Source organism: Undibacterium sp. TC4M20W, assembly GCF_049340245.1.
GTDB lineage: Bacteria > Pseudomonadota > Gammaproteobacteria > Burkholderiales > Burkholderiaceae_D > Undibacterium.
This window is the reverse complement of sequence record NZ_JBMPPI010000026.1, coordinates 41,401-61,630: the sequence shown is the minus strand read 5'-3', so window position 1 is coordinate 61,630 and position 20,230 is coordinate 41,401. Positions and strand designations below refer to the sequence as shown.

15 protein-coding genes are annotated in these 20,230 nt (G+C 51.3%); 9 read left to right on the top strand and 6 right to left on the bottom strand.

What is annotated here, in order from left to right:
- Positions 1–483 precede the first annotated feature (483 nt).
- A complete protein-coding gene (locus ACO0LL_RS23715; protein ID WP_422953280.1) occupies positions 484–1,797 on the bottom strand; it encodes a diguanylate cyclase in 1,314 nt (437 codons plus the stop codon).
- 240 nt (positions 1,798–2,037) lie between these two features.
- Between ACO0LL_RS23715 and ACO0LL_RS23710 the strand changes: the two genes are divergently transcribed.
- Complete coding sequence (locus ACO0LL_RS23710) at positions 2,038–2,619, top strand: DJ-1/PfpI family protein (protein WP_422953279.1); 582 nt, start codon at positions 2,038–2,040, stop codon at positions 2,617–2,619.
- Between the two features lie 84 nt (positions 2,620–2,703).
- Positions 2,704–3,048, top strand: coding sequence for a ribbon-helix-helix domain-containing protein (locus ACO0LL_RS23705; protein ID WP_422953278.1), 345 nt, complete (start codon positions 2,704–2,706; stop codon positions 3,046–3,048).
- A 142-nt stretch (positions 3,049–3,190) separates the two neighbouring features.
- Here ACO0LL_RS23705 and cphA (ACO0LL_RS23700) read toward each other — a convergent pair whose 3' ends face one another.
- The gene (gene cphA, locus ACO0LL_RS23700; RefSeq protein WP_422953277.1) at positions 3,191–5,761 is read right to left on the bottom strand and encodes a cyanophycin synthetase; all 2,571 of its coding nucleotides are present in this window, start codon (positions 5,759–5,761) and stop codon (positions 3,191–3,193) included.
- Between the two features lie 173 nt (positions 5,762–5,934).
- Positions 5,935–8,112 (bottom strand): cyanophycin synthetase, encoded by a 2,178-nt coding sequence (cphA, locus tag ACO0LL_RS23695; RefSeq protein ID WP_422953276.1) that lies wholly within the window; start codon positions 8,110–8,112, stop codon positions 5,935–5,937.
- Between the two features lie 395 nt (positions 8,113–8,507).
- On the opposite strand from cphA (ACO0LL_RS23695), the gene ACO0LL_RS23690 reads away from it, so the two are divergent.
- Positions 8,508–10,763: an ABC transporter ATP-binding protein gene (locus tag ACO0LL_RS23690; RefSeq protein ID WP_422953275.1), complete on the top strand. Its 2,256-nt coding sequence runs from the start codon at positions 8,508–8,510 to the stop codon at positions 10,761–10,763.
- Between the two features lie 6 nt (positions 10,764–10,769).
- Positions 10,770–11,240, top strand: coding sequence for a DUF1854 domain-containing protein (locus ACO0LL_RS23685; protein ID WP_422953274.1), 471 nt, complete (start codon positions 10,770–10,772; stop codon positions 11,238–11,240).
- Positions 11,241–11,269: 29 nt separating this feature from the next.
- Here ACO0LL_RS23685 and ACO0LL_RS23680 read toward each other — a convergent pair whose 3' ends face one another.
- Complete coding sequence (locus tag ACO0LL_RS23680; RefSeq protein WP_422953273.1) at positions 11,270–11,782, bottom strand: GNAT family N-acetyltransferase; 513 nt, start codon at positions 11,780–11,782, stop codon at positions 11,270–11,272.
- 299 nt (positions 11,783–12,081) lie between these two features.
- Here ACO0LL_RS23680 and ACO0LL_RS23675 point away from each other — a divergent pair, with 299 nt between their 5' ends.
- Positions 12,082–13,962 (top strand): methyl-accepting chemotaxis protein, encoded by a 1,881-nt coding sequence (locus ACO0LL_RS23675; RefSeq protein WP_422953272.1) that lies wholly within the window; start codon positions 12,082–12,084, stop codon positions 13,960–13,962.
- 40 nt (positions 13,963–14,002) lie between these two features.
- Here ACO0LL_RS23675 and xth read toward each other — a convergent pair whose 3' ends face one another.
- Positions 14,003–14,767: an exodeoxyribonuclease III gene (gene xth, locus ACO0LL_RS23670; protein WP_422953271.1), complete on the bottom strand. Its 765-nt coding sequence runs from the start codon at positions 14,765–14,767 to the stop codon at positions 14,003–14,005.
- A gap of 258 nt (positions 14,768–15,025) precedes the next feature.
- On the opposite strand from xth, the gene ACO0LL_RS23665 reads away from it, so the two are divergent.
- Positions 15,026–15,886, top strand: coding sequence for a substrate-binding periplasmic protein (locus ACO0LL_RS23665; protein ID WP_422953270.1), 861 nt, complete (start codon positions 15,026–15,028; stop codon positions 15,884–15,886).
- A gap of 75 nt (positions 15,887–15,961) precedes the next feature.
- On the opposite strand, the gene ACO0LL_RS23660 is transcribed toward ACO0LL_RS23665, so the two are convergent.
- Positions 15,962–17,470 carry a leucyl aminopeptidase gene (locus tag ACO0LL_RS23660; RefSeq protein ID WP_422953269.1) on the bottom strand — a complete coding sequence of 503 codons (1,509 nt, stop codon included), beginning with the start codon at positions 17,468–17,470 and terminating at the stop codon, positions 15,962–15,964.
- A 50-nt stretch (positions 17,471–17,520) separates the two neighbouring features.
- Between ACO0LL_RS23660 and lptF the strand changes: the two genes are divergently transcribed.
- Genes lptF through ACO0LL_RS23645 form a run of 3 tightly spaced genes read left to right on the top strand, consistent with a single transcriptional unit; the run spans position 17,521 to position 20,155 of the window.
- Positions 17,521–18,654, top strand: a complete 1,134-nt coding sequence (lptF, locus tag ACO0LL_RS23655; RefSeq protein ID WP_422953268.1) for an LPS export ABC transporter permease LptF — start codon at positions 17,521–17,523, stop codon at positions 18,652–18,654.
- Positions 18,651–19,784, top strand: a complete 1,134-nt coding sequence (lptG, locus tag ACO0LL_RS23650; RefSeq protein ID WP_162041764.1) for an LPS export ABC transporter permease LptG — start codon at positions 18,651–18,653, stop codon at positions 19,782–19,784. The genes lptF and lptG overlap by 4 nt, the downstream gene beginning before the upstream one ends.
- Positions 19,784–20,155 carry a sirohydrochlorin chelatase gene (locus ACO0LL_RS23645; protein WP_422953267.1) on the top strand — a complete coding sequence of 124 codons (372 nt, stop codon included), beginning with the start codon at positions 19,784–19,786 and terminating at the stop codon, positions 20,153–20,155. The genes lptG and ACO0LL_RS23645 overlap by 1 nt, the downstream gene beginning before the upstream one ends.
- Positions 20,156–20,230 lie beyond the last annotated feature (75 nt).

The window sequence follows — 20,230 nt, the reverse complement described above, 5'->3', positions numbered from 1 at the left end:
TTGAAACAGCGTGAATTCCGGCCTGTACGTCCTTGGAGAAAACCAGTCGTGCGCATGGGCAGGATAGAGTTAAAGCGCCAATTGACCAGAGTATTGATACTTGAGCGCAGGAACGCAATGAGGAAACCGTTCCCCCAGTGGGGATGGGAAAAACCGGTATCAATGCATCAGTTGCGCAGGCGGCGATTGCGTCTCGCGAGACAGTATGTTTTGCTGTATGAACCTGTAAGTGCGCTGGTTTTTAAAAGAAGTCTTCCACGCGGAAATGAGTGGCCAGGGACGGGCAAATTACTCTCATTATCTGTCTTTTCGTGAAAGGCAAATGTGTGGGCTCAGCTAGATTGGTTTTTGTAGGTTGGGCTACGTTTATCAGCCCAACAATCAGCGGTTAAATAAGGTATGCGTCTATTTGAGGCCCAGTGTTGGGCTGAAGCGTAGCCTAGCGAGGCCCGGCCCAACCTACGGGTGGGGCCTTGAGTTGTATTATTTCCCACTAACACAAACCTGATTCCGCCCACCTTGCTTGGCTTGGTACAACATCGCATCTGCCTGCAAGAACATGGCATTTTCGGTATTCCAGGTCGGGAAGTCGGCGATGCCGCCGCTGAAGCTGAAATTTTTATTTTCGCCTGGTTTGACTTCGAAAACGATCTTTCCAAAGGCTTCGCGCATTGCGTCGAGTTTTTGTTTGCCTTGTGCCGGTGTGCAATCCCAGAAAACCACGACAAATTCTTCGCCACCAAAACGGCTGAGCAAATCCTGCTCGCCCAGTTGTGCGGACAAGACCAAAGACAAACGTTTGATGACGATGTCGCCAAAGTAATGGCCCCAGGTGTCATTGATGTTCTTGAACTTGTCGATGTCGATGATGCCGTAGGCCAGCGGTTTGTCTTCGCGGCTGGCGCGGCGTATCCATTCCTGGGCCTTTTTCTGCAAACCGACTTTATTCAACAAGCCAGTGGCACGGTCGCGGCTGATGAGGTCTTTGCTGGCGCGGATTTTATTGACACGGTTCAGTAGCTGGCGTGTCAGTACATCGGCGTCGCTGGGTGTCAGGATTTCATCAAAACCGCTATCAAGTGCGCGCCTGGCCATGGCTGGGTCAGGGCGGCTTTGCAGCAGGATAATTTCGCGTCCGGGGTCAAATTCTATATTCTTTTTGAGTACGCGCACCAGGGCTTCGGTCTGCAGATATTGTGCTTCATCGATGATGACGATATCTGGCTGGGCTTCCTTGACGCGCACATGCAAAGAGCGGGCATCAGGATTGTGCAGCAGTTCTATATGGTTTTCTGCCAGCAGGGCAGTATCGAGTGAAGACAGTTCACCGCAAAGGACGATGGTATTGTTCTCGCCGCGCTTTTGACGGGCAAAGATGTTGAACAGCTTATCAACCAGCACCTCATTGGTGATGGGTTTTTCTGCGTAGGCCATGCAATTGCTATCAACCAGTTTTTGTTGCAGCAAGAAACGCTCGCCCTGACGCACGGTCTGCAGGTAGATATAGCTCTGGTCATCTGGCAGGCGCTGCAGCAAGTCGCTCAGGAACATGGTCTGGCGGCGGGTGTGCTGCATGTCGTCCTGCATGTTGTACAGCACATCAAGGTCAATCACGAACAGGTCATGACCTTCGGAAGTCTGTACAGCCTTCACAAAGTCACTCATCTGGTCAAAAAACAGTATATCGAAGTCGTACTTATGCGCACCGATCAACAATTCTTTCTTGTTATCGATGATGAAAAAGGTTTGCGTGAGCAGCAATACCCGATTTTTATACAGCGGTCCTGCTTCTGCCATGTTGTCTCCAGGCTATAAACGATACCCGCCCCGTATGATCGAATTCCAGAGCATGATTTGATTTTATACGAGTTCCTGTTACTGTTTGATTAATACGTCGCAAAATATCAATAAGAATGCGCAAAATATAGTTAATTTCCAGGTGGAAATTTTCTCATTCATGTAGTAACCCGTCATTACCTGCGATGCTGAAATTTGCTCAACAATGGGTCTCCTTCAAACCAATATTCAGGAGACATCATGGCAGCCAAAAAAATTCTTATGCTGGTCGGTGATTTTGTAGAAGATTATGAGGCAATGGTGCCTTTCCAAAGCCTGCTGGCTGTCGGGCATGCAGTACACGCAGTGTGCCCTGACAAAAAGCCAGGTGACTATGTGGCTACCGCCATCCATGATTTTGAAGGCCAGCAGACTTATACAGAGAAGCCAGGCCATAGATTCAGCATCACCCACGACTTTGCCAGTATCAATGCGCAGGATTATGATGCCTTGCTGATACCTGGCGGTCGTGCGCCTGAATATCTGCGCCTGAACCCACAAGTGATTGCTATCGTGCAACATTTCGCGCAAACAAAGAAGCCGATAGCAGCAGTTTGCCATGGTGCGCAGATTTTGGCTGCCGCCAAGGTGCTTGAAGGCATCAAATGCTCAGCTTACCCTGCTTGCCAGCCAGAAGTAGAGACAGCAGGTGGCCATTACGCAAATATTGCTGTTACCGATGCAGTGACGGACAAGAATTTTGTCACGGCACCTGCATGGCCTGCACATCCAGCCTGGATAGGGCAGTTCCTGCAATTGCTGGGAACTGAAATCAAGTTGTAGTCAAATCGTAGCTTGGCTTGCAAATCAGGCAAGTGCCGTATAATCGTCAGGAAATCTTTTTCTTGACGATATGCGGGAGGAAAAATGTGCGAGATTTTTATCAAAGCTGACCCTGGTCTGTATGAATCCAGGGCGCGTTCCCTGCGCCTGCATGGCGTGGTGACTTCCATCAGACTGGAAAATATATTCTGGAATGTGCTGGAAGAGATTGCCCAGCGCGATAGCATGAATACCAATCAACTCATCACCAAGCTGTATGATGAGTTGATTGCCTACCGCGGCCATATCGACAATTTCTCATCCTTCCTGCGGGTTTGCTGTTTGCGCTATACCTCGCTGATGCTGGACGGTGAGATCACCACTGACAAACATCTGCCGCTGGCAGGTTTACACAATGTCAAACCTGAAACCAAGGGTTTCATGATTTGATGGGCAGGCGGATAAGTGGATTAGCGGATAAGCGGGTCTGTGCTTCATGAGGGGGCAAGCCGCAATAGTTGAAGGCATCAGTAATTAAAAAAGCCGGGCCAGTTGTAAACTGGCCCGGCTTTTTTAATGTATGCAGCGAGTTTCAGCCTGCTGCAACACGCTTGGCGATATGCGCCAGAGCTTCTTCTACCTGATCAATCAGGATCAGGCAAAGATCACCTGCTTCCAGTCTGTCCATGGCCAGATCAATGGCAATGAATTCACCGTTGATTTCATCTATACGCGAGGTTTTTGTTGCCTGCTTCAGGCCTTCACGCAAGAGGGCGACAACTTCACCGTCTGCACGGCCACGCTGGCATTGATCCTGGTACAGCACCACGTCATCAAAAGATTCACCGAGGATTTCAGTTTGCTGGCGTATATCCTGGTCACGGCGGTCGCCAGCACCGCTGATGACGACAGAACGACGTTTGGCAGGCATGGTTTCTACTGCGCGCACCAGTGCCAGTATCGCATCCGGGTTGTGGCCGTAATCAGCGATCAGGGTTGCACCTCGGAAGTTGAAGACATTGAAGCGGCCAGGCGCATTGTCTGCTTCATTGGCAAAGGACAACAAGCCTGCGCGTATGCTGTCCCAGTCAATATTAATTGCCCAGGCAGCGGCTACAGATGCCATGACGTTCTCGACCTGGAAGCCTATGCTGCCATTGCGGGTGATAGGGATATCAGCCAGCGGTACGCTATGGCGTGTCTTGCCTTCTGCAGCGATCAGATGGCCGTTTTCTATATATACCACGCGCTTGCCCTGAGCCCTGTGTGTTGCCATGACAGGGTGCTGGTGGTCCGCTGCAAAGAAGATGACGGCAGACGGGCAATTGCTGGCCATGGCCGCAACGATAGGGTCAGCCGCATTCAGCACGGCATAGCCGTTGTCGGCAACGTTTTGCACGATGACGCGTTTCAATACGGCCAGGTCTTCTACCGTGGTGATGTAATTCAAACCAAGGTGGTCACCAGAACCTATATTGGTGACGACAGCAACCTGGCAACGGTCATAGGCCAGGCCTTCACGCAAGACGCCGCCACGGGCAGTTTCAAACACGGCTGCATCGACATCCGGGTGGGACAGAACATTGCGGGCACTGCGTGGGCCGCTGCAATCGCCGCTATCAATCTGGCGGCCTGCAACATACACGCCATCCGTATTGGTCATGCCTGTACGCAGGCCGCTGGCAGTCAGCAGATGGGCGATCAGGCGTACTGTCGTGGTTTTGCCATTCGTGCCGGTAACCGCAATGATAGGGATGCGGCCATCGTCATTATCATCAAACATCGAGGCGATAATAGCTTCACCAACTTGGCGGCCTTTGCCAAAGGAAGGCGAGAGATGCATACGCAAACCTGGCGCAGCATTGACTTCAACGATGCCGCCATTTTGCTGTTCTATCGGCTTCAAGACGCTGTCGCAGACCAGATCAACACCGCAGATGTCGAGACCTACCATTTGCGCGGCAGCCACTGCGCGAGCCGCAACTTCTGGATGCACATCATCCGTTACATCGGTCGCTGCGCCACCAGTAGAGAGATTGGCATTATTGCGCAAGACCACGCGCTGGCCCTTGGGCGGAATGGAGTCAGCCACAAAACCCTGTTTGGCCAGGCTGGCCAAGGCGATATCATCAAAACGTATCTTGGTCAGGGAAGTGGAGTGACCACTGCCACGGCGCGGGTCTTTATTGACTTGCTCGACCAGTTCACGCACGCTTTGCTTGCCATCGCCCACTACTTGCGGCGGGTCACGGCGGGCAGCGGCAACCAGCTTGTTGCCAACTACCAGCAGGCGGAAGTCATTGCCGGGCAAGAAGCGCTCGACCAGGATGTCATCACGGAATTCGCTGGCGGCCTGGAAACCTGCATCCAGTTGTTCACGCGTTGTGACGTTGACAGTCACGCCTTTGCCCTGATTGCCATCCTTGGGTTTGACCACCACAGGCAGGCCGATTTCAAGGGCTGCTGCCCAGGCATCATCAGGGTCGGATACTGAGCGCCCCAAAGGCACAGGCACGCCAGCAGCATGCAAGAGCTTCTTGGTCAGTTCTTTATCTTGTGCAATGGCTTCAGCAATGGCGCTGGTGCCATCCATTTCTGCTGCCTGTATCTTGCGCTGGCGGCTACCCCAGCCAAAGGCAACCAGACTACCATCCGTCAGGCGTCGGTAAGGGATATTGCGGGCAACGGCGGCATTGACGATGGAGCCAGTCGATGGCCCCAGGCGCACGTCTTCATCCAGATCACGCAATTGTTCAAGCGCAGCGGCCAGGTCAAAGGCCTGGTCTTTCAATGCGGCATTGATGAGTTGTTCAGCCAGTTCTACTGCCAGGCGGCCTACAGCTTCTTCCGAATATTCAACGACGACCTGGAAAATACCTGCTTCCAGGGTTTGCGTAGTGCGGCTGAAGGTGACCGGGCAACCGGCTTCTGCCTGCAGGCCCAGGGTCAGCAATTCAAATACATGAGCCATGGGGATGGCATCATCATGGCCTGTCGGTTGCAAAATACTGAGTTGCGGAAACAAGGCGCGCAAACGGTCTTCAAAGCCGTTCAGGCCAGCAATTGACATCTCTTCATTTGTGCAGGCAACAATCGCTTCTACGGCCGTATGGTGGCTCCAGAGATTGGGACCGCGCAGGGCACGGATGCGTGATACTTCCATAAAACTTAATCCTGTTGAAAAGGGCGTCAAACGAGGGTGTACTGATTTTTACAGCCTGAGCATGCAAGCGGCAGAAACTACACCATCAGATAAATAGCAAATTCTAAGAGTAAACAATATATCTTGTATTTGTGCGGAGGCCAGATTTGACATCCGCACTATGCTTAAAGCAATCAGTAAGGAGCTTTCTTGCTGGAGTCAAAAGTCCTGAGGCCAGCACCTATCAGTTCTGGTGTGATGTTCAAGGCCCATGCTGCTGCAACTGCTGCCAGTACACTCTCTGCCTGGGCGACTTTTGCAGGTTTCAAGGCGCTCAGGGGCAGCAGAGCAGTTTCTGTCTCGCCATCTGCCAGTACGATATTGTCATCACGCAAAAACACCACGCGTTCACCAAGGGCGCGGTGGTTGACGATGGCTTCCAGTGCCGGGTCCTTGCCATAAAAAATCACCTTGCCATCGCAGAGCTCAGCCAGGTCTGCCACGGCAGAGTCGGCAGCATTCAATACCGCGACGCCGTCAGGCAAAATCACATCCACCTGGGTGCGCAATACTTTGCGCATCTGGTCTGGGCTGTCTATGTAATAAGGGCCCAGATCGGCATGGCCATCCAGATCGGTGACGACGCCAACGGCGCATTTGTCATAGGCGAGACCATCGCTGAGCATGGCTTTGGCATTGGTTTCAAATACGGCAGCTTCTACAGAACGGTTGATCAACAGTCTTTGGCCTGCTTCCCAATTCGCGCAATCGCCATCGGTGACCAGGCGTTTGTTCAGGAACAAGCCCTGGGCGCAAGCGACCCCGGTCTCCTTGCCGCTGATATTGATCAGGGCACCGATGAGGCGGGCAATCAGGCTGCAACCTTTGGTACCGGCAACGCCAACGATGCTGATGCGGCCACTTTCTTCAGGCGCAAACAAATGATTGATGATGGCCTTGCCAACCGGACGGCCTTCACCATTGGCAGGTTTGATATGGGCCAGCAAGCCTGGGCTGGCATTGACTTCAATAATTGCCGCGCCTTGTTCTGCCATGGGGCGGGAAATGTCTTCTGCCACCAGATCAACGCCAGCGATATCCAGACCGACGATACGTGCAGCGAGTGTCGCCGCATAGGCGATATCAGGATGGATCTTATCGGTGACATCAAGAGCGACATTGCCATTAGGCTGTATCAATACCTTTTGACCTGCCAGCGGGATGGAATTGGCATCCATGCCCTGACGTTTCAATTCAAGGATGATCTCTGCACCTGCTGCCGGGTCCAGCGCATTCAGGGGGTGGTCTTCAGTCGTACCACGGCGCGGATCAGTATTGATCTGGTCATCGACCAGTTCAGTAATATTTGATTTGCCATTGCCAGTGACCCACAGCGATTCACCTTTGCCTACAGCAACGACCTCGTTACCAACGACCAGCACACGGTGCTCGTCACCAGTGACAAAACGCTCAACGATGACACTCTTGCTGTCGCCTTTGCGTGAAGCCAGCTCATAGGCGGCAATCACGTCTTCCTTGCTCATCAGGTTCAGTGACACACCACGACCATGGTTGCCGTCATAAGGTTTGATGACAACGGGCAGGCCTATATCCTGTGCTTCTTCCCAGGCTTCTTCAGCACTGCGCACCAAGGAGCCTTCTGGCACAGGCACGCCGCAAGATTGCAGCAGGGTCTTGGTCAGGTCTTTATCGCTCGCAATGCTTTCAGCAATGGCGCTGGTGCGGTCAGTTTCTGCGGTCCAGATACGGCGCTGCGCTGCGCCATGGCCCAGTTGCACCAGATTGCCATCTGTCAGGCGTATGGACGGGATGCGGCGTTCAGTGGCGGCATCAACAATGCTGGCCGTACTTGGGCCCAGGCAACGGTCATCCACCAGTTCGCGCAATTCGGTGACTTTGGTTTGCAGGTCAAAAGGCTGATCTTCAATCGCCGCCATCAACAGATCACGGCCAATTTGCAGGGCAGTACGGCCTACCTGTTCTTCACGGGTGCGGAAAGCCATTTTATACACGCCAGTCACGTTGGTAGAACGGGTTTGGCCAAAACCGGTACGCATGCCTGCCAGGTTTTGCAGTTCGAGTACAACATGTTCAAGAATGTGACCAGACCAGGTGCCTTCACGCAGGCGTTCCAGAAATCCGCCACGTTCACCGACACCACAGCGATGCTCTATGATGCCGGGCAACCAGGTCGTCAGGCGTTCATACAGACCAGGGATTTTATTCGATGGAAATTCTTCCAGCTCACCTATGTCCAGCACTGCTTCAATGACAGGGCGATAAGTCCAGATATTCGGGCCCCGCAAGTGCGTTGCGCTGAGAATGCGGATGTCTTTCTTGTTTGTTGTCATGTATGTAAACTTTTATAAGCCAGGTTTATGCAGACCAGGTCTTGTCATTTTAGAGCGTTTCTTCGTTTTCCCTGAATGCACAACATCTTGGGCTGGCCGGCCATGCAAAATTTTCTGGTGTCTTGAAAATCTTGTCATCGCCACAATGTTACTTTGTATATCATATTGAAAGCGGCTGTGAAAGGCACGCCTGCTGATATACTTGCGCGCCAGCGCAAAAGCAGTTCATCCTCTTGATCAGAGTTATCTGATTATTTTTCTTTCGATAGAATACCGTAAATTGCTGCTTCCGTGACATGGCTTATGCCGGAAACGGAAACCAAGTGATCTCTTTTACTAAAATTTATGTCCTGATTTGATTCGGGACCAGCTCTTGAGCAGGAGTTCATTTTACGATGACTACAACACAATTCAGCCCCGAACAGCCTGTTACATCACTTCCAGTATCCTGGCAGTCTGACCTCAATAGTCAGATCGCCAAGGGCGAGAACGTTTTAGCTGCTCTGGAGGTTGACCTCGACAACAAACTTCGCTTCCGCAAGGGCTTGCTGGTGGTGACAGAGCAGCGCTTGCTGACCAAATCACCCGGCGAAACTGAGTGGAAAGAATGGCGTTTTCGCCACGGTTTGCAATTAAGTCATCATGACCATGCCGGTGTCGGCCACCTGGAACTGGTGGATCAGCAAGGCTTGCAGGCGAGCTGGCGTTTTACCCTGGGCCAGAATTTGCATGCGATACGCCTGCTGGACCACTTCAAGGAACAATTGTTAAGTCATGTTACCGGCATGCCTGTAGTGCGCGCCGAACAAAATATCTGCCCTAGCTGTAAAGCTGTATTGGAGCCGGACCAGGAAGAATGCCCGGTCTGCACCAAAGTAACGTACACACCACCTTCTACCTGGACACTATTGCGCCTGTGGCGGTTTGCCCATCCTTACCGCTTGCAACTGTTCATTGGCTTCTCGCTGATGTTGCTGGGCACGGCTGCGCACATGATCCCGCGTTACCTGACAAAGCCGTTGACGGATGAGGTGCTGATTCCCTATCAAAACGGTACCTATGTCGACCCCAAGCTGGTGGTGTTTTACATTGGCGGCCTGCTAGGTTCTGCGGTTGTTGCATGGCTGCTGAGCTGGGGCAAGACGTATATCCTGGCGCTGGTGTCAGAGCGCATAGGCGCCGATTTGCGTACCGCTACCTATGAACATTTGTTGAAATTGTCTCTCGAATATTTTGGCGGCAAACGCACTGGCGACCTGATGTCGCGTATAGGGAGCGAAAGTGACCGCATTTGCGTTTACCTGTCCCTGCACCTGCTGGACTTTGCAACTGACGTGCTGATGTTCATCATGACGGCTGGTTTCCTGTTGCAGATCAATACCAAGCTGGCCCTGGTGACTTTGTTGCCGTTGCCATTCATCGCCTGGATGATCCATCTGGTGCGCGACAAGTTGCGTACCGGTTTTGAAAAGATAGACAGGGTATGGGGCGAGGTGACCAATGTCCTCGCCGATACCATCCCTGGCATACGTGTGGTTAAAGCCTTTGCCCAGGAAAAGCGCGAAGCAGGGCGCTTCCGCGAAGCCAACAAGCATAATCTGGCCGTCAACGACAAGCTCAACAAGGTCTGGTCGCTGTTTTCACCTACCGTGTCATTCCTGACAGATCTCGGTATTCTCGTGGTCTGGGGCTTTGGTATCTGGCAGATTTCCAAGGGTGATATTACCGTTGGTTCGCTGGTGGCTGCAGTCGCTTTCATCAGTAACTTCTATGGCCGTATTGATTCCATGAGCCGTATCGTGTCTGTGACGCAGAAATCTGCTTCGGCTGCCAAGCGTATTTTCGATATCCTTGACCATGTATCGAGCGTGCCTGATCCGCAAAATCCGGTGAAGGTAAAAGAAGTCAAAGGCCAGATAGAATTGCGCGAAGTTGGCTTCCGATACGGTAACCGTGCGGTCAACCGTGGCATCAATCTGAACATCAAACCAGGTGAAATGATAGGTCTGGTCGGTCATAGCGGCTCCGGCAAGAGTACCCTGGTGAACCTGATTTGCCGCTTCTATGATGTCTCGGAAGGTGCGATCTTGCTGGATGGTGTTGATATACGCTCATTTGTAGTATCTGACTACCGCCAAAATATCGGCTTGGTCTTGCAAGAGCCTTTCCTGTTCTTTGGCACCATTGCCGAAAATATTGCCTATGGCAAGCCAGAAGCCACGCGTGATGAAATCATCGCGGCGGCGCGTGCGGCCCATGCGCATGAATTTATCTTGCGCCTGCCGCAAGGTTATGACTCCATGGTTGGCGAGCGCGGCCAGGGCTTGTCGGGTGGTGAGCGTCAACGTATTTCGATTGCCCGTGCTTTACTGATAGACCCACGCATTTTGATCATGGATGAAGCGACTTCTTCCGTGGATTCGCAAACAGAAAAAGAAATTCAGAAAGCCCTTGATAACCTGGTGCAAGGCCGTACCACCATAGCGATTGCGCATAGGTTATCTACTCTGCATAAGGCCGACCGTCTGGTTGTGCTGGACAGAGGCCAGGTAGTCGAAGTGGGCAACCATGATGAATTGATGGCCAAAGAAGGTGCTTACTACAAGCTTTACCAGGCGCAAGCCCGTAATGCAGAACTGGTTGAGGAGTAAAAGAAGATGACAACGACAAAATTTACCCTGACCCGCAATTTTTTCGGCAAACTGATACTCAGTAACGAGGCTGGTGAAGTGTTTGAAGGCGTCAGCCCGGTGCGGGCATTTCCTATCCAGTCACCCTTGGTGGGCATCTCGCTGGTCATGACAGATGGCCGGGAAGTCGCATGGATAGATCAGCTTGATGATCTGGCCGCAGATGCACGTGAACTGGTCATGGAAGAGCTGGAAGGGCGCGAATTCATGCCTGAAATCAACAACATCATCAGCGTCACCAGCTTTGCCCTGCCATGTACCTGGAAGGTAGCAACCGACCGTGGCGAGACCGATTTTGTGCTTAAGGGTGATGAAGATATACGCCGCATCGGCAAGACATCTTTATTGATTACCGATAATCACGGCATACAATTCCTGATACGTGATATGTATGAGATAGACAAGCATAGCCGCAAGATACTCGACCGCTTCTTGTAATACTTCTTTGTGATTGCATTGGTACCAGTTTAAAACTCATAGCCGTATAAATTGGTATCTCTGCTTTCACCTGCCAACACCACCACAGCTTCCAACTGAAAGCCCAGGTCATGCAATAATTGATTGGAGGGGCCATTGTCAGGTGAAGTAATGCCGGCCAGTTTGTTTATGCGCAGATGCGTATGCGCGTAATCTAGCGTCGCTCTGGCTGCCTCTCTGGCATAGCCCTGTCCTGTAAATTGCGGTAACAGGGCATAGCCTATATCCACGTTCTTCAGGGTTTCCCTCTTGACCAGACCGCACAGGCCAATTGCCTGTCCATCTTCCTTGCGTTCCATCACATACAGGCTAAAACCTATCTTTTCCTGGTTGGCCATGGGGCCATTGATGATATCTGTCCTGGCTTCTTCCAGCGTGCGTATGCCCTTGTCACGTATATTGGTGATAAAGGCAGGATCATTCACCAGTGCCAGATAAAAGGCGGCATCATCTGTTGTGATAGTGCGCAGATAGAGCCTTTCTGTCGTGATGATGATGGTCATTATTGTCTCCTTAGAAACGATTAGTTTAAAGCGCTAGCTTTAAAAAGCCTAGTCGCTTTTCTTTGTGTTTGAGTAAGAATTGAATCAAGCTGATTTGAGCCGGATTGATGTTGCAAACCGACAGACTTGTGAACTTGTTTTACAAAGTGGTAAATTGGATAAAATTTTTCTCACATTGCGTAGTCTGCGGCGTAATATTGTTGTAAGGCATTAAGCTTTTCTATATGCGTGCTTGCGCGCATCTGGATTTGCTTGAGCAAAGTCTTGTTACTTATCCATATCCGTACTCAGGGGAAGCTATGAAATCACTCAAGGCCAGACTCATTGTTGTTATAGGATTATTGCTCGCAATTTGTACCATAGTCCTGACTATAGGCAGTTATCTAAGGATGAAGTCGCAGATAGAGAATGACCTGAACAATGAAATGCGCGGTGTTGCAGCAGGTTATAACGCGGTATTGAGTAACTGGATACAAACCAATTTGTCCATGATGGACAGCTTGTCACAAGGCCTGGGTAACGGCGCTGATCTACAGGCCAGCCTGACCATGATGCGGGGTGGCGGCAGCTTCCTCAGTGTTTATCAAGGCCAGCCCGACAAGCAATTCACCAATATCCCGCCTGACCCACCACCTGCAGGTTTCGACCCTACTGTGCGTCCCTGGTATAAAGCTGCGATGGAGGCCAAAAAGCCCATCGTAACATCGCCGTACATGGGCGTCGCGCCACCTGGCCTGATGATCACTTTTGCCGCACCTGTCAAAGGCGGTGAGGGTGGTGTAGTGGGTGCTGACGTTTTTCTGACCAAGATTGTTGACCAGATTTTGACCATCAAACTGGCGGGTGGCGGTTATGCCTTCTTGCTGGACAAGAGCGGCCAAGTGCTGGCCCATGCAGATCAGGCCAGGGTCATGAAAATGGCAAAGGAAATTACCCCTGATCTGGCACTCGATAATCTGGCAAACCTGTCCAAACAAAAAGACCCGATACTGACCGAGATAGGTGGCAAGCAGCACTTCATGCTCTTGCAGCAAATTACCGGTTCTGATATTTACCTGGCGCTGGTCATTGACAAGAAAAAAGCGCTGGAAGCGCTGGATCAGTTGCTGATACTCTCTGCCGTTGTCCTGCTGGTCTTGCTGGGTGTAATCATGCCCTTGACGACTTTGCTGGTGGGCCGTATGCTGGCTGGCTTGCAGAGGGTGCGCGATGCCATGTCGGACATCGCCGCTGGTGGCGGTGATCTGAGCCGCAAGATCGATGTCGAGGGCGATGATGAAGTGGCCCAGACTGCGTCAGCCTTCAATCGCTTTCTGGAGCAATTGCGCGTCATGGTTGTTGATGTACGCAAGGCGACCGATTCCATTACTGTGGGTGCGACAGAAATTGCCACTGGCAATATGGATTTGTCTGGACGAACCGAGCAACAGGCTTCATCCCTCGAAGAAACCGCTGCAAGCATGGAGGAACTGACCGAAGCCGTGCGCAATAATGCCGACAATGCGCGTGAAGCCAACAAGATGGCGGTCAATGCATCCGATGTAGCGACTCAGGGCGGCGAAGTAGTGGGCAAGGTGGTCACGACCATGCAGGGCATCAGTGACAGCTCACGCAAGATTGTCGACATCATCAGCGTCATCGAAGGCATTGCCTTCCAGACTAATATCCTGGCATTGAATGCAGCGGTGGAAGCCGCCAGAGCAGGTGAGCAGGGCCGCGGTTTTGCGGTGGTTGCCAGTGAGGTGCGTACTCTTGCGCAACGCAGTGCTGCAGCGGCGCAAGAGATCAAGAACCTGATTGAAGATTCGGTCAATAAAGTCAGTGAAGGCTCTGAGTTGGTGGATAAAGCCGGGGCTGCGATGAACCGTATTGTCTCTGCGGTTGACCAGGTTGCCGCGATCATCAATGAAATTACCACCGCCTCGGTAGAACAAAGCGACGGTATTCAGCAAGTCAATGTGGCACTGGCGCACATGGATGAGGCAACCCAGCAAAACGCTGCCTTGGTAGAAGAGGCTGCGGCAGCAGCGGGTTCACTGGAAGAGCAGGCCAACTTGCTGAAAACTGCAATGTCGGCCTTCCGTATGGAAGATTCAGCTGCTGGTCCACGTATAGCGCCAGCCAAATCAAGCTGGGCGAAGAACAAGGCTTCTGCACCCAGTCTGGGATATGACGATTAAACTTGTTGACGAAAAATTTGTTGAATTTGTTGGCTAAATCTTAAGCCAGGGTAGCAATCACCGGTGCATGATCCGATGGTTGCTCCCACTTGCGTGGTACGCGGTCAATGACGCAGGAAGTACATTGTTTAGCCAATTCTGCAGACAACAGGATATGGTCTATGCGTACACCTTTGTTCAGGCGGAAGCCGAGGGCGCGGTAATCCCACCAGCTGAAGGATTTTTCTGCCTGTTCAAACTGGCGGAAGCTGTCGCTCAATCCAAGAGCTATAAGGTTCTTGAGCGCAGTTCTTTCTTCTGGTGACACCAGGTTCATGCCCACCCAGGCGGCTGGGTCATGCACATCCCGGTCTTCCGGGGCGATATTGTAGTCACCCAGGACAGCCAGTTTTGGATGGCGTGTCATTTCTTCCCTGACCCAGTTTTCCAGCGCTGCAAACCATTTCAACTTGTACTGGAATTTGTCTGAATCCGGTGACTGGCCATTCGGCACATAGGCACAGATGACGCGTATGCCTTCTATGGTGGCGGCAATGATGCGCTGCTGCTCATCTTCAAACTGCGGGTTATTCTTTTGAATATCCGTCATCGCGTGCTTCGATAAAATCGCCACACCGTTATAGGTTTTTTGACCAGTAAAAGCAACGTGGTAGCCTGCCGCTTCTATCTCTGCCTGAGGGAACTTGTCGTCGGTGAGCTTGGTTTCCTGTATGCATAGCACATCGACAGGATTGGTTTCCAGCCATTGCAAGACTTGTGGCAATCTGACTTTCAGGGAGTTTACGTTCCAGGTGACTAATTTCATGTGTGTTTTACTTATTTTAGTGTGAGGTGTCGTTCAATTTACCGGGAAGCAGGCTGGGTTGTTGAACGAATTTATATGCACGGTATTTTATACGATGTTGTGCATTTGGAATTCGCTGTGAATACTTGCTAGTATGCGAAGCAGCTTACCAGAAGGGAGCAAGACTTTTCAATCTTTGACTTTTTCATTGAGCCTGCAATTTATTTCATCTTGGAAAGAGACTAAAATGCAGTAACGAGCTTTCTTTATAGACACACTATGCGTAAGTGCTCAGTAATCCTGTTTTTCGCCATGTTGATCTTTGGCTCCCAGGCTGTCTACGCAGATATGACAGTCATACGTTATCCACGTCCGTCGGCCAAGACAGATAGTCATTTTGATTATATCCACGAATTACTGGCCGAGGCCCTGACTTTATCCGCTAATAAATACCAGCTATTGCCGAGCAAGGCGACCATGCAGCAAGGCCGGGCCGTGCATGAGATGAAATATGGCACGGGTGAAGTTGATCTCTTGTGGAGCATGTCCACGGATGAAAGAGAAAAAGCGCTGATCGCCATTAAAATACCGATAGACAAAGGCTTGCTCGGTTGGCGCATCCCCTTTGTTCTCAGTGAAAACCGCCAGATGTTCAAGACCATCAGAACTTTGCGGGATATGGAGAATTACTCGGCAGGGCAAGAACAGGATTGGCCAGACGTCAAAATCCTGGAGCACAATGGCCTCAAGGTGAATACAGCTAATTCTTATGAAGCTTTGTTCAGCATGCTGGAAGCCGGTCGCTTTGATTACTTCCCCAGATCTATCATGGAAATCTGGAGAGAACAGGACTTGCATGCCGGTAAAAATCTTGTCATCAGCCAGGACATCGCTCTGCATTACCCCGCTGCCTACTACTTCTTTGTCACTCCCAGCAAGCGTCAGTTTGCTGAAGACCTGAACAACGGGCTGGAAAACATGGTGCGTAATGGCCAGTTCGAGAAAATTTTCCTCAAATATCACCAGGTCGCCATACAAAGGGCGGCTCTGAAGCAAAGAATGGTGCTGGAGCTGCAAAATCCTTTCCTGAATCCGGCGAATATGCCATTGAACCGCACCGAGCTCTGGTTCAAGCCCTGATGTCAGCAAAAATAAAGCCGGGGTCTGAACAGATCAGACCCCGGCTTTTTCATTTCATCTCAACACGGACAGGTATCAGCCTGCGCGATTGATCAGGAATGTGGTCAGCAAAGGCACTGGACGACCAGTAGAGCCTTTGGCTGCACCAGATTTCCAGGCTGTCCCGGCGATATCCAGATGGGCCCAGGTGTATTTCTTGGTGTAACGCTCAAGGAAGCAGGCTGCCGTGATACTGCCACCAGCTGGGCCGCCAATGTTTGCCATGTCTGCAAAATTGGATTTCAGTTGCTCGTTGTACGCTTCTTCTATAGGCATGCGCCATGCTGTATCACCAGTTTGCTTGCCCGCTGCCAGCAATTCTGCTGCCAGTTGGTCATGCGCTTCGTCATGGCGGGTGAACAGGCCAGAGTTGTGGTGACCGAGGGAAGTCACGCAGGCGCCAGTCAGTGTTGCCACATCGACCACGGCTGCTGGCTTGAAACGTTCTGCATATGTCAAGGCGTCACACAGGATCAGGCGGCCTTCGGCATCCGTATTCAGGATTTCAATAGTCTGACCAGACATGGAAGTGACGATGTCACCAGGACGTGTTGCGCTGCCGGAAGGCATATTTTCGCAAGTAGGGATAACGGCGATGACATTCAGCTTGAGCTTCATTTCACCGATGGCACGCATGGTACCCAGCACAGAAGCTGCGCCGCCCATGTCGTATTTCATCTCATCCATACCAGCACCGGCTTTCAGCGAGATACCGCCGGAATCAAAAGTAATGCCTTTGCCGACCAGAACAACTGGGGCATCCTTGACTTTGCCGCCATTGTGCTTGAGCACGATGAACTTCGGTGGCTCTACCGTACCATTGGTGACAGACAGGAAACTACCCATTTTGAGGGCTTGTATCTGTTTGCGGTCCAGCACTTCGGCGACCATTTTGTAGTCGGTAGCGATTTTCTTGGCAGTATTGGCCAGGTGAGTCGGGGTACAGAAGTTAGGTGGCAGGTTACCCAGTTCTTTGGTCAAATCCATGCCATTGGCCAGGGCTACACTCTGTACCAGTGCATTTTTGGCAGCAGTTGCGTCTGCTGCATCAACAGCGATGGCGACTTTTTTAACGCCAGCAGTGGATGTGTCTTTTTTGCTTTTCAGGCCATCAGCGCGGAAAATGCTTTCACGGAAAGCCAGCACAGTAGCGCGGACAGACCAGCCCAGGTCACGGTCTTTGACCGCAGGCAGGGCGATCACTGCATCATTGGCACCCAGACCAGCCAGGGTACGGGCAGCAGCCTGTACCGCCTGGTTGTAGGCTTTTTCGCCAACAGTAGCTGCTTCTTCACCCAAACCTACCAGCAATACGCGCTCTGCAGCGACATCAGCCAGTTTGCGCAACAGCAGGGATGTGCCCGCTTTGCCTGTGATATCGCCAGATTTCAGGGCGGCGGCGATGTCGCCGGACTTGTCCAGACCTGCTGCTGCAGCAGAAAGTTTCTTGTTTTCATAGACGCCAACGACGATACAGCCTGTCTTAATTGCTTTATGGGCAGTCGAGGCACTTTTTGCGTCGATTGTTTTTATGCTAAAGTCCACGTATTACTCCTCTTTGTAAGTCTCGTAAAACAGACATTATAATCCTACTCATGATTTTTCAGCGCGCGCTTCGACGTGAATTAAACAGTGCCGCCGGCGCAGTCTTCACAACTCTGTTCACCATCACGATATCCGTGATGCTTATTAACATCCTTGGAAAAGCAGCAGGAGGCAAGGTTGCGTCTGCTGACGTGGTTGCCCTGATCGGGTTTACTGCATTGATGAACATGCATATCTTGTTGCTGCTGACCGGCTTTATCTCGGTCTTGCTGGTGGTGACCCGCAGTTACCAGGATTCTGAAATGGTGGTCTGGTTTGCCTCTGGCCTGAGCCTGACCCAATGGATAAAGCCGGTTTTGCGCTTTGGTGGTCCGCTGGTCATTCTGACTGGCTTGCTGAGTTTTATTGTCACGCCCTGGGCCAATCAACAAAATGTGGAATTCCGCGAGCGGTTTGAAAAGCGCTCCGATATTGCCAAGGTGGCACCTGGCAAGTTTCAGGAATCTGCCTCATCCGACCGCATTTTCTTTGTCGAAGAAGTGGCTGGCGATCTCAGTAAAGTACAAAACATTTTCATCAATACCTATAAAGATGGCCGTTCCAGCATCGTCGTTGCCAAAGAGGGTATGGTAGAAATCGACAAAGCTGGTGACAAATTTCTGGTCATGAGCAAAGGGCGCCGTTACGATGGCGTGCCAACGGCGCCTGATTTCCAGATGATGCAGTTCGAAAAATATGGCGTGCTGATATCCAGCCAGAATGCCAGTATCGCCGGAGACAAATCAGCCAAATCCATGCCCTTGACAGCCCTGATCGAAAATCTTGACAGTACCAAACTCGGCGAGCTGTTGTGGCGCATATCTTTGCCTTTGATGTGCGCGGTGTTGCTGCTGCTGGCTATCCCGCTGGGCTATGTTAATCCCCGCGTCGGGCGTTCTGCCAATCTGATCGTTGCGCTGTTGCTGGTAGTGATCTACCTGTCCATCACGAACATCCTGCAGGCGCTGGTGGTGCAGGAACGTAGCAGTTTCGGCATGGCCTGGTGGCCACATCATTTGTTCGTGGCTGTCCTGACTCTCTGCATGTTTTTATGGCGTTTGAAAGTGAATAGCCGCTGGCACCCTTTGATGTTGTGGGTACGTTTTAAATCAGGTTTGCGCGGTAAGGAAAAGTGCCCAGCATGAAAATTTTACAAAGATATTTTGGCGTTGAGATATTACGCTCAGTCCTGTTCGTTATGCTGGCTTTGCTGGCCTTGTTTTCCTTCTTTGACCTGGTCAATGAATTACAGTCTTCGGTGAACAGGGGCGGCTATCAGCTCAAGCACGCAGTGATTTATGTATTGCTGGGCTGGCCTGGCCGCATCTATGAATTCATGCCTATTGCGGTGCTGATCGGTACGATTTATGTGCTGGCGCAGTTTGCTTCCAATTCTGAATTCACCATCATGCGTGCCTCCAGCATGTCCACCATGATGGCGGGTAGTATCCTGCTCAAGATTGGCATGATCTTCGTTTTGTTGACCTTCTTGTTTGGCGAAGTCATTTCGCCGGTTTCCAGCAAGTTTGCCGAGAAAATGAAGCTCAGTGCCATCGGTGAATCACTAGAGCAGGAATTCCGTACCGGCTTGTGGACCAAGGACCTGGTGCGGGAAAATGGTTTGACTGGCGACATCATCGGTTCCCGTTTTTTGAATGTCAAAGAAATCCTGCCGAATCGCCATTTGAAGAGCGTCAAGATATTCGAGTTTGATAAAAACTTCCACCTGTCACGTGAAATGACAGCGACGGATGCTGAATACATGGGCAAGAATATCTGGCGTCTTTCTGACGTGATAGAAACTTCTTTCCCCAAAACTCTGACCAGTGAAGATATTGCCGCTGTCAAGAGTGAGAAGCTGGCCAGCCGTGACGTCGTATCAGAAGTCACTCCGGATATCTTGTCGGTACTGTTTGCTGATCCTGACCGCATGTCGGCAACCGATCTGGCCGCGTTCACCAAACATCTGGCAGACAATAAACAGGATGGTGAGCGCTATGAAATCGCCTTCTGGAAAAAGATCACTTATCCATTTGCGGCGCTGGTCATGATGGCGCTGGCGCTACCGTTTGCTTACCTGCATGTGCGCAGCGGTGGCGTCAGTCTTAAGATTTTCAGCGGCATCATGATAGGTATGACTTTTTACCTCATCAATGCCTTGTTTTCGCATGTGGGTTTGCTCAATACCTGGCCTGCGCTGGTGACTGCCGTGGTGCCGAGTATCCTGTTCCTTATTATTGCCTCGCTAGGCCTGCGCTATGTTGAAAGAAACTGATGGCAAATAAATCAGCCCTGATCCTGTTTGCCCACGGCGCCCGCGACCCGCGCTGGGCTGCACCTTTCCAGCGTCTGCAAACGATGACGCAAGCGAGTTTGCCAAACGTCACCGTGGCTCTGGCATTCCTGGAATTCATGACGCCATCACTGCCAGAACTGGCTGCACAATTGGTTGCAGACGGATGTGAGAATATCACCCTGGCTCCGGTATTTTTAGGGCAGGGCGGTCATGTTCTGCGGGACTTACCTGTGTTGGCAGACGCGATACGTGCAAGCCATCCTGGTTTGCAGTTCAAGATAGTAAATGCTGTTGGCGAAGATGAAACGGTTTTGCAGGCTATACGTGATTATTGCCTCAATTTGCTATGAAGGCTGTCACTATTCCTGGTAAATGAGTGCAAGGTTATTGTTCATCAGTAGTTCATCAATAATGCTATTTCTGTG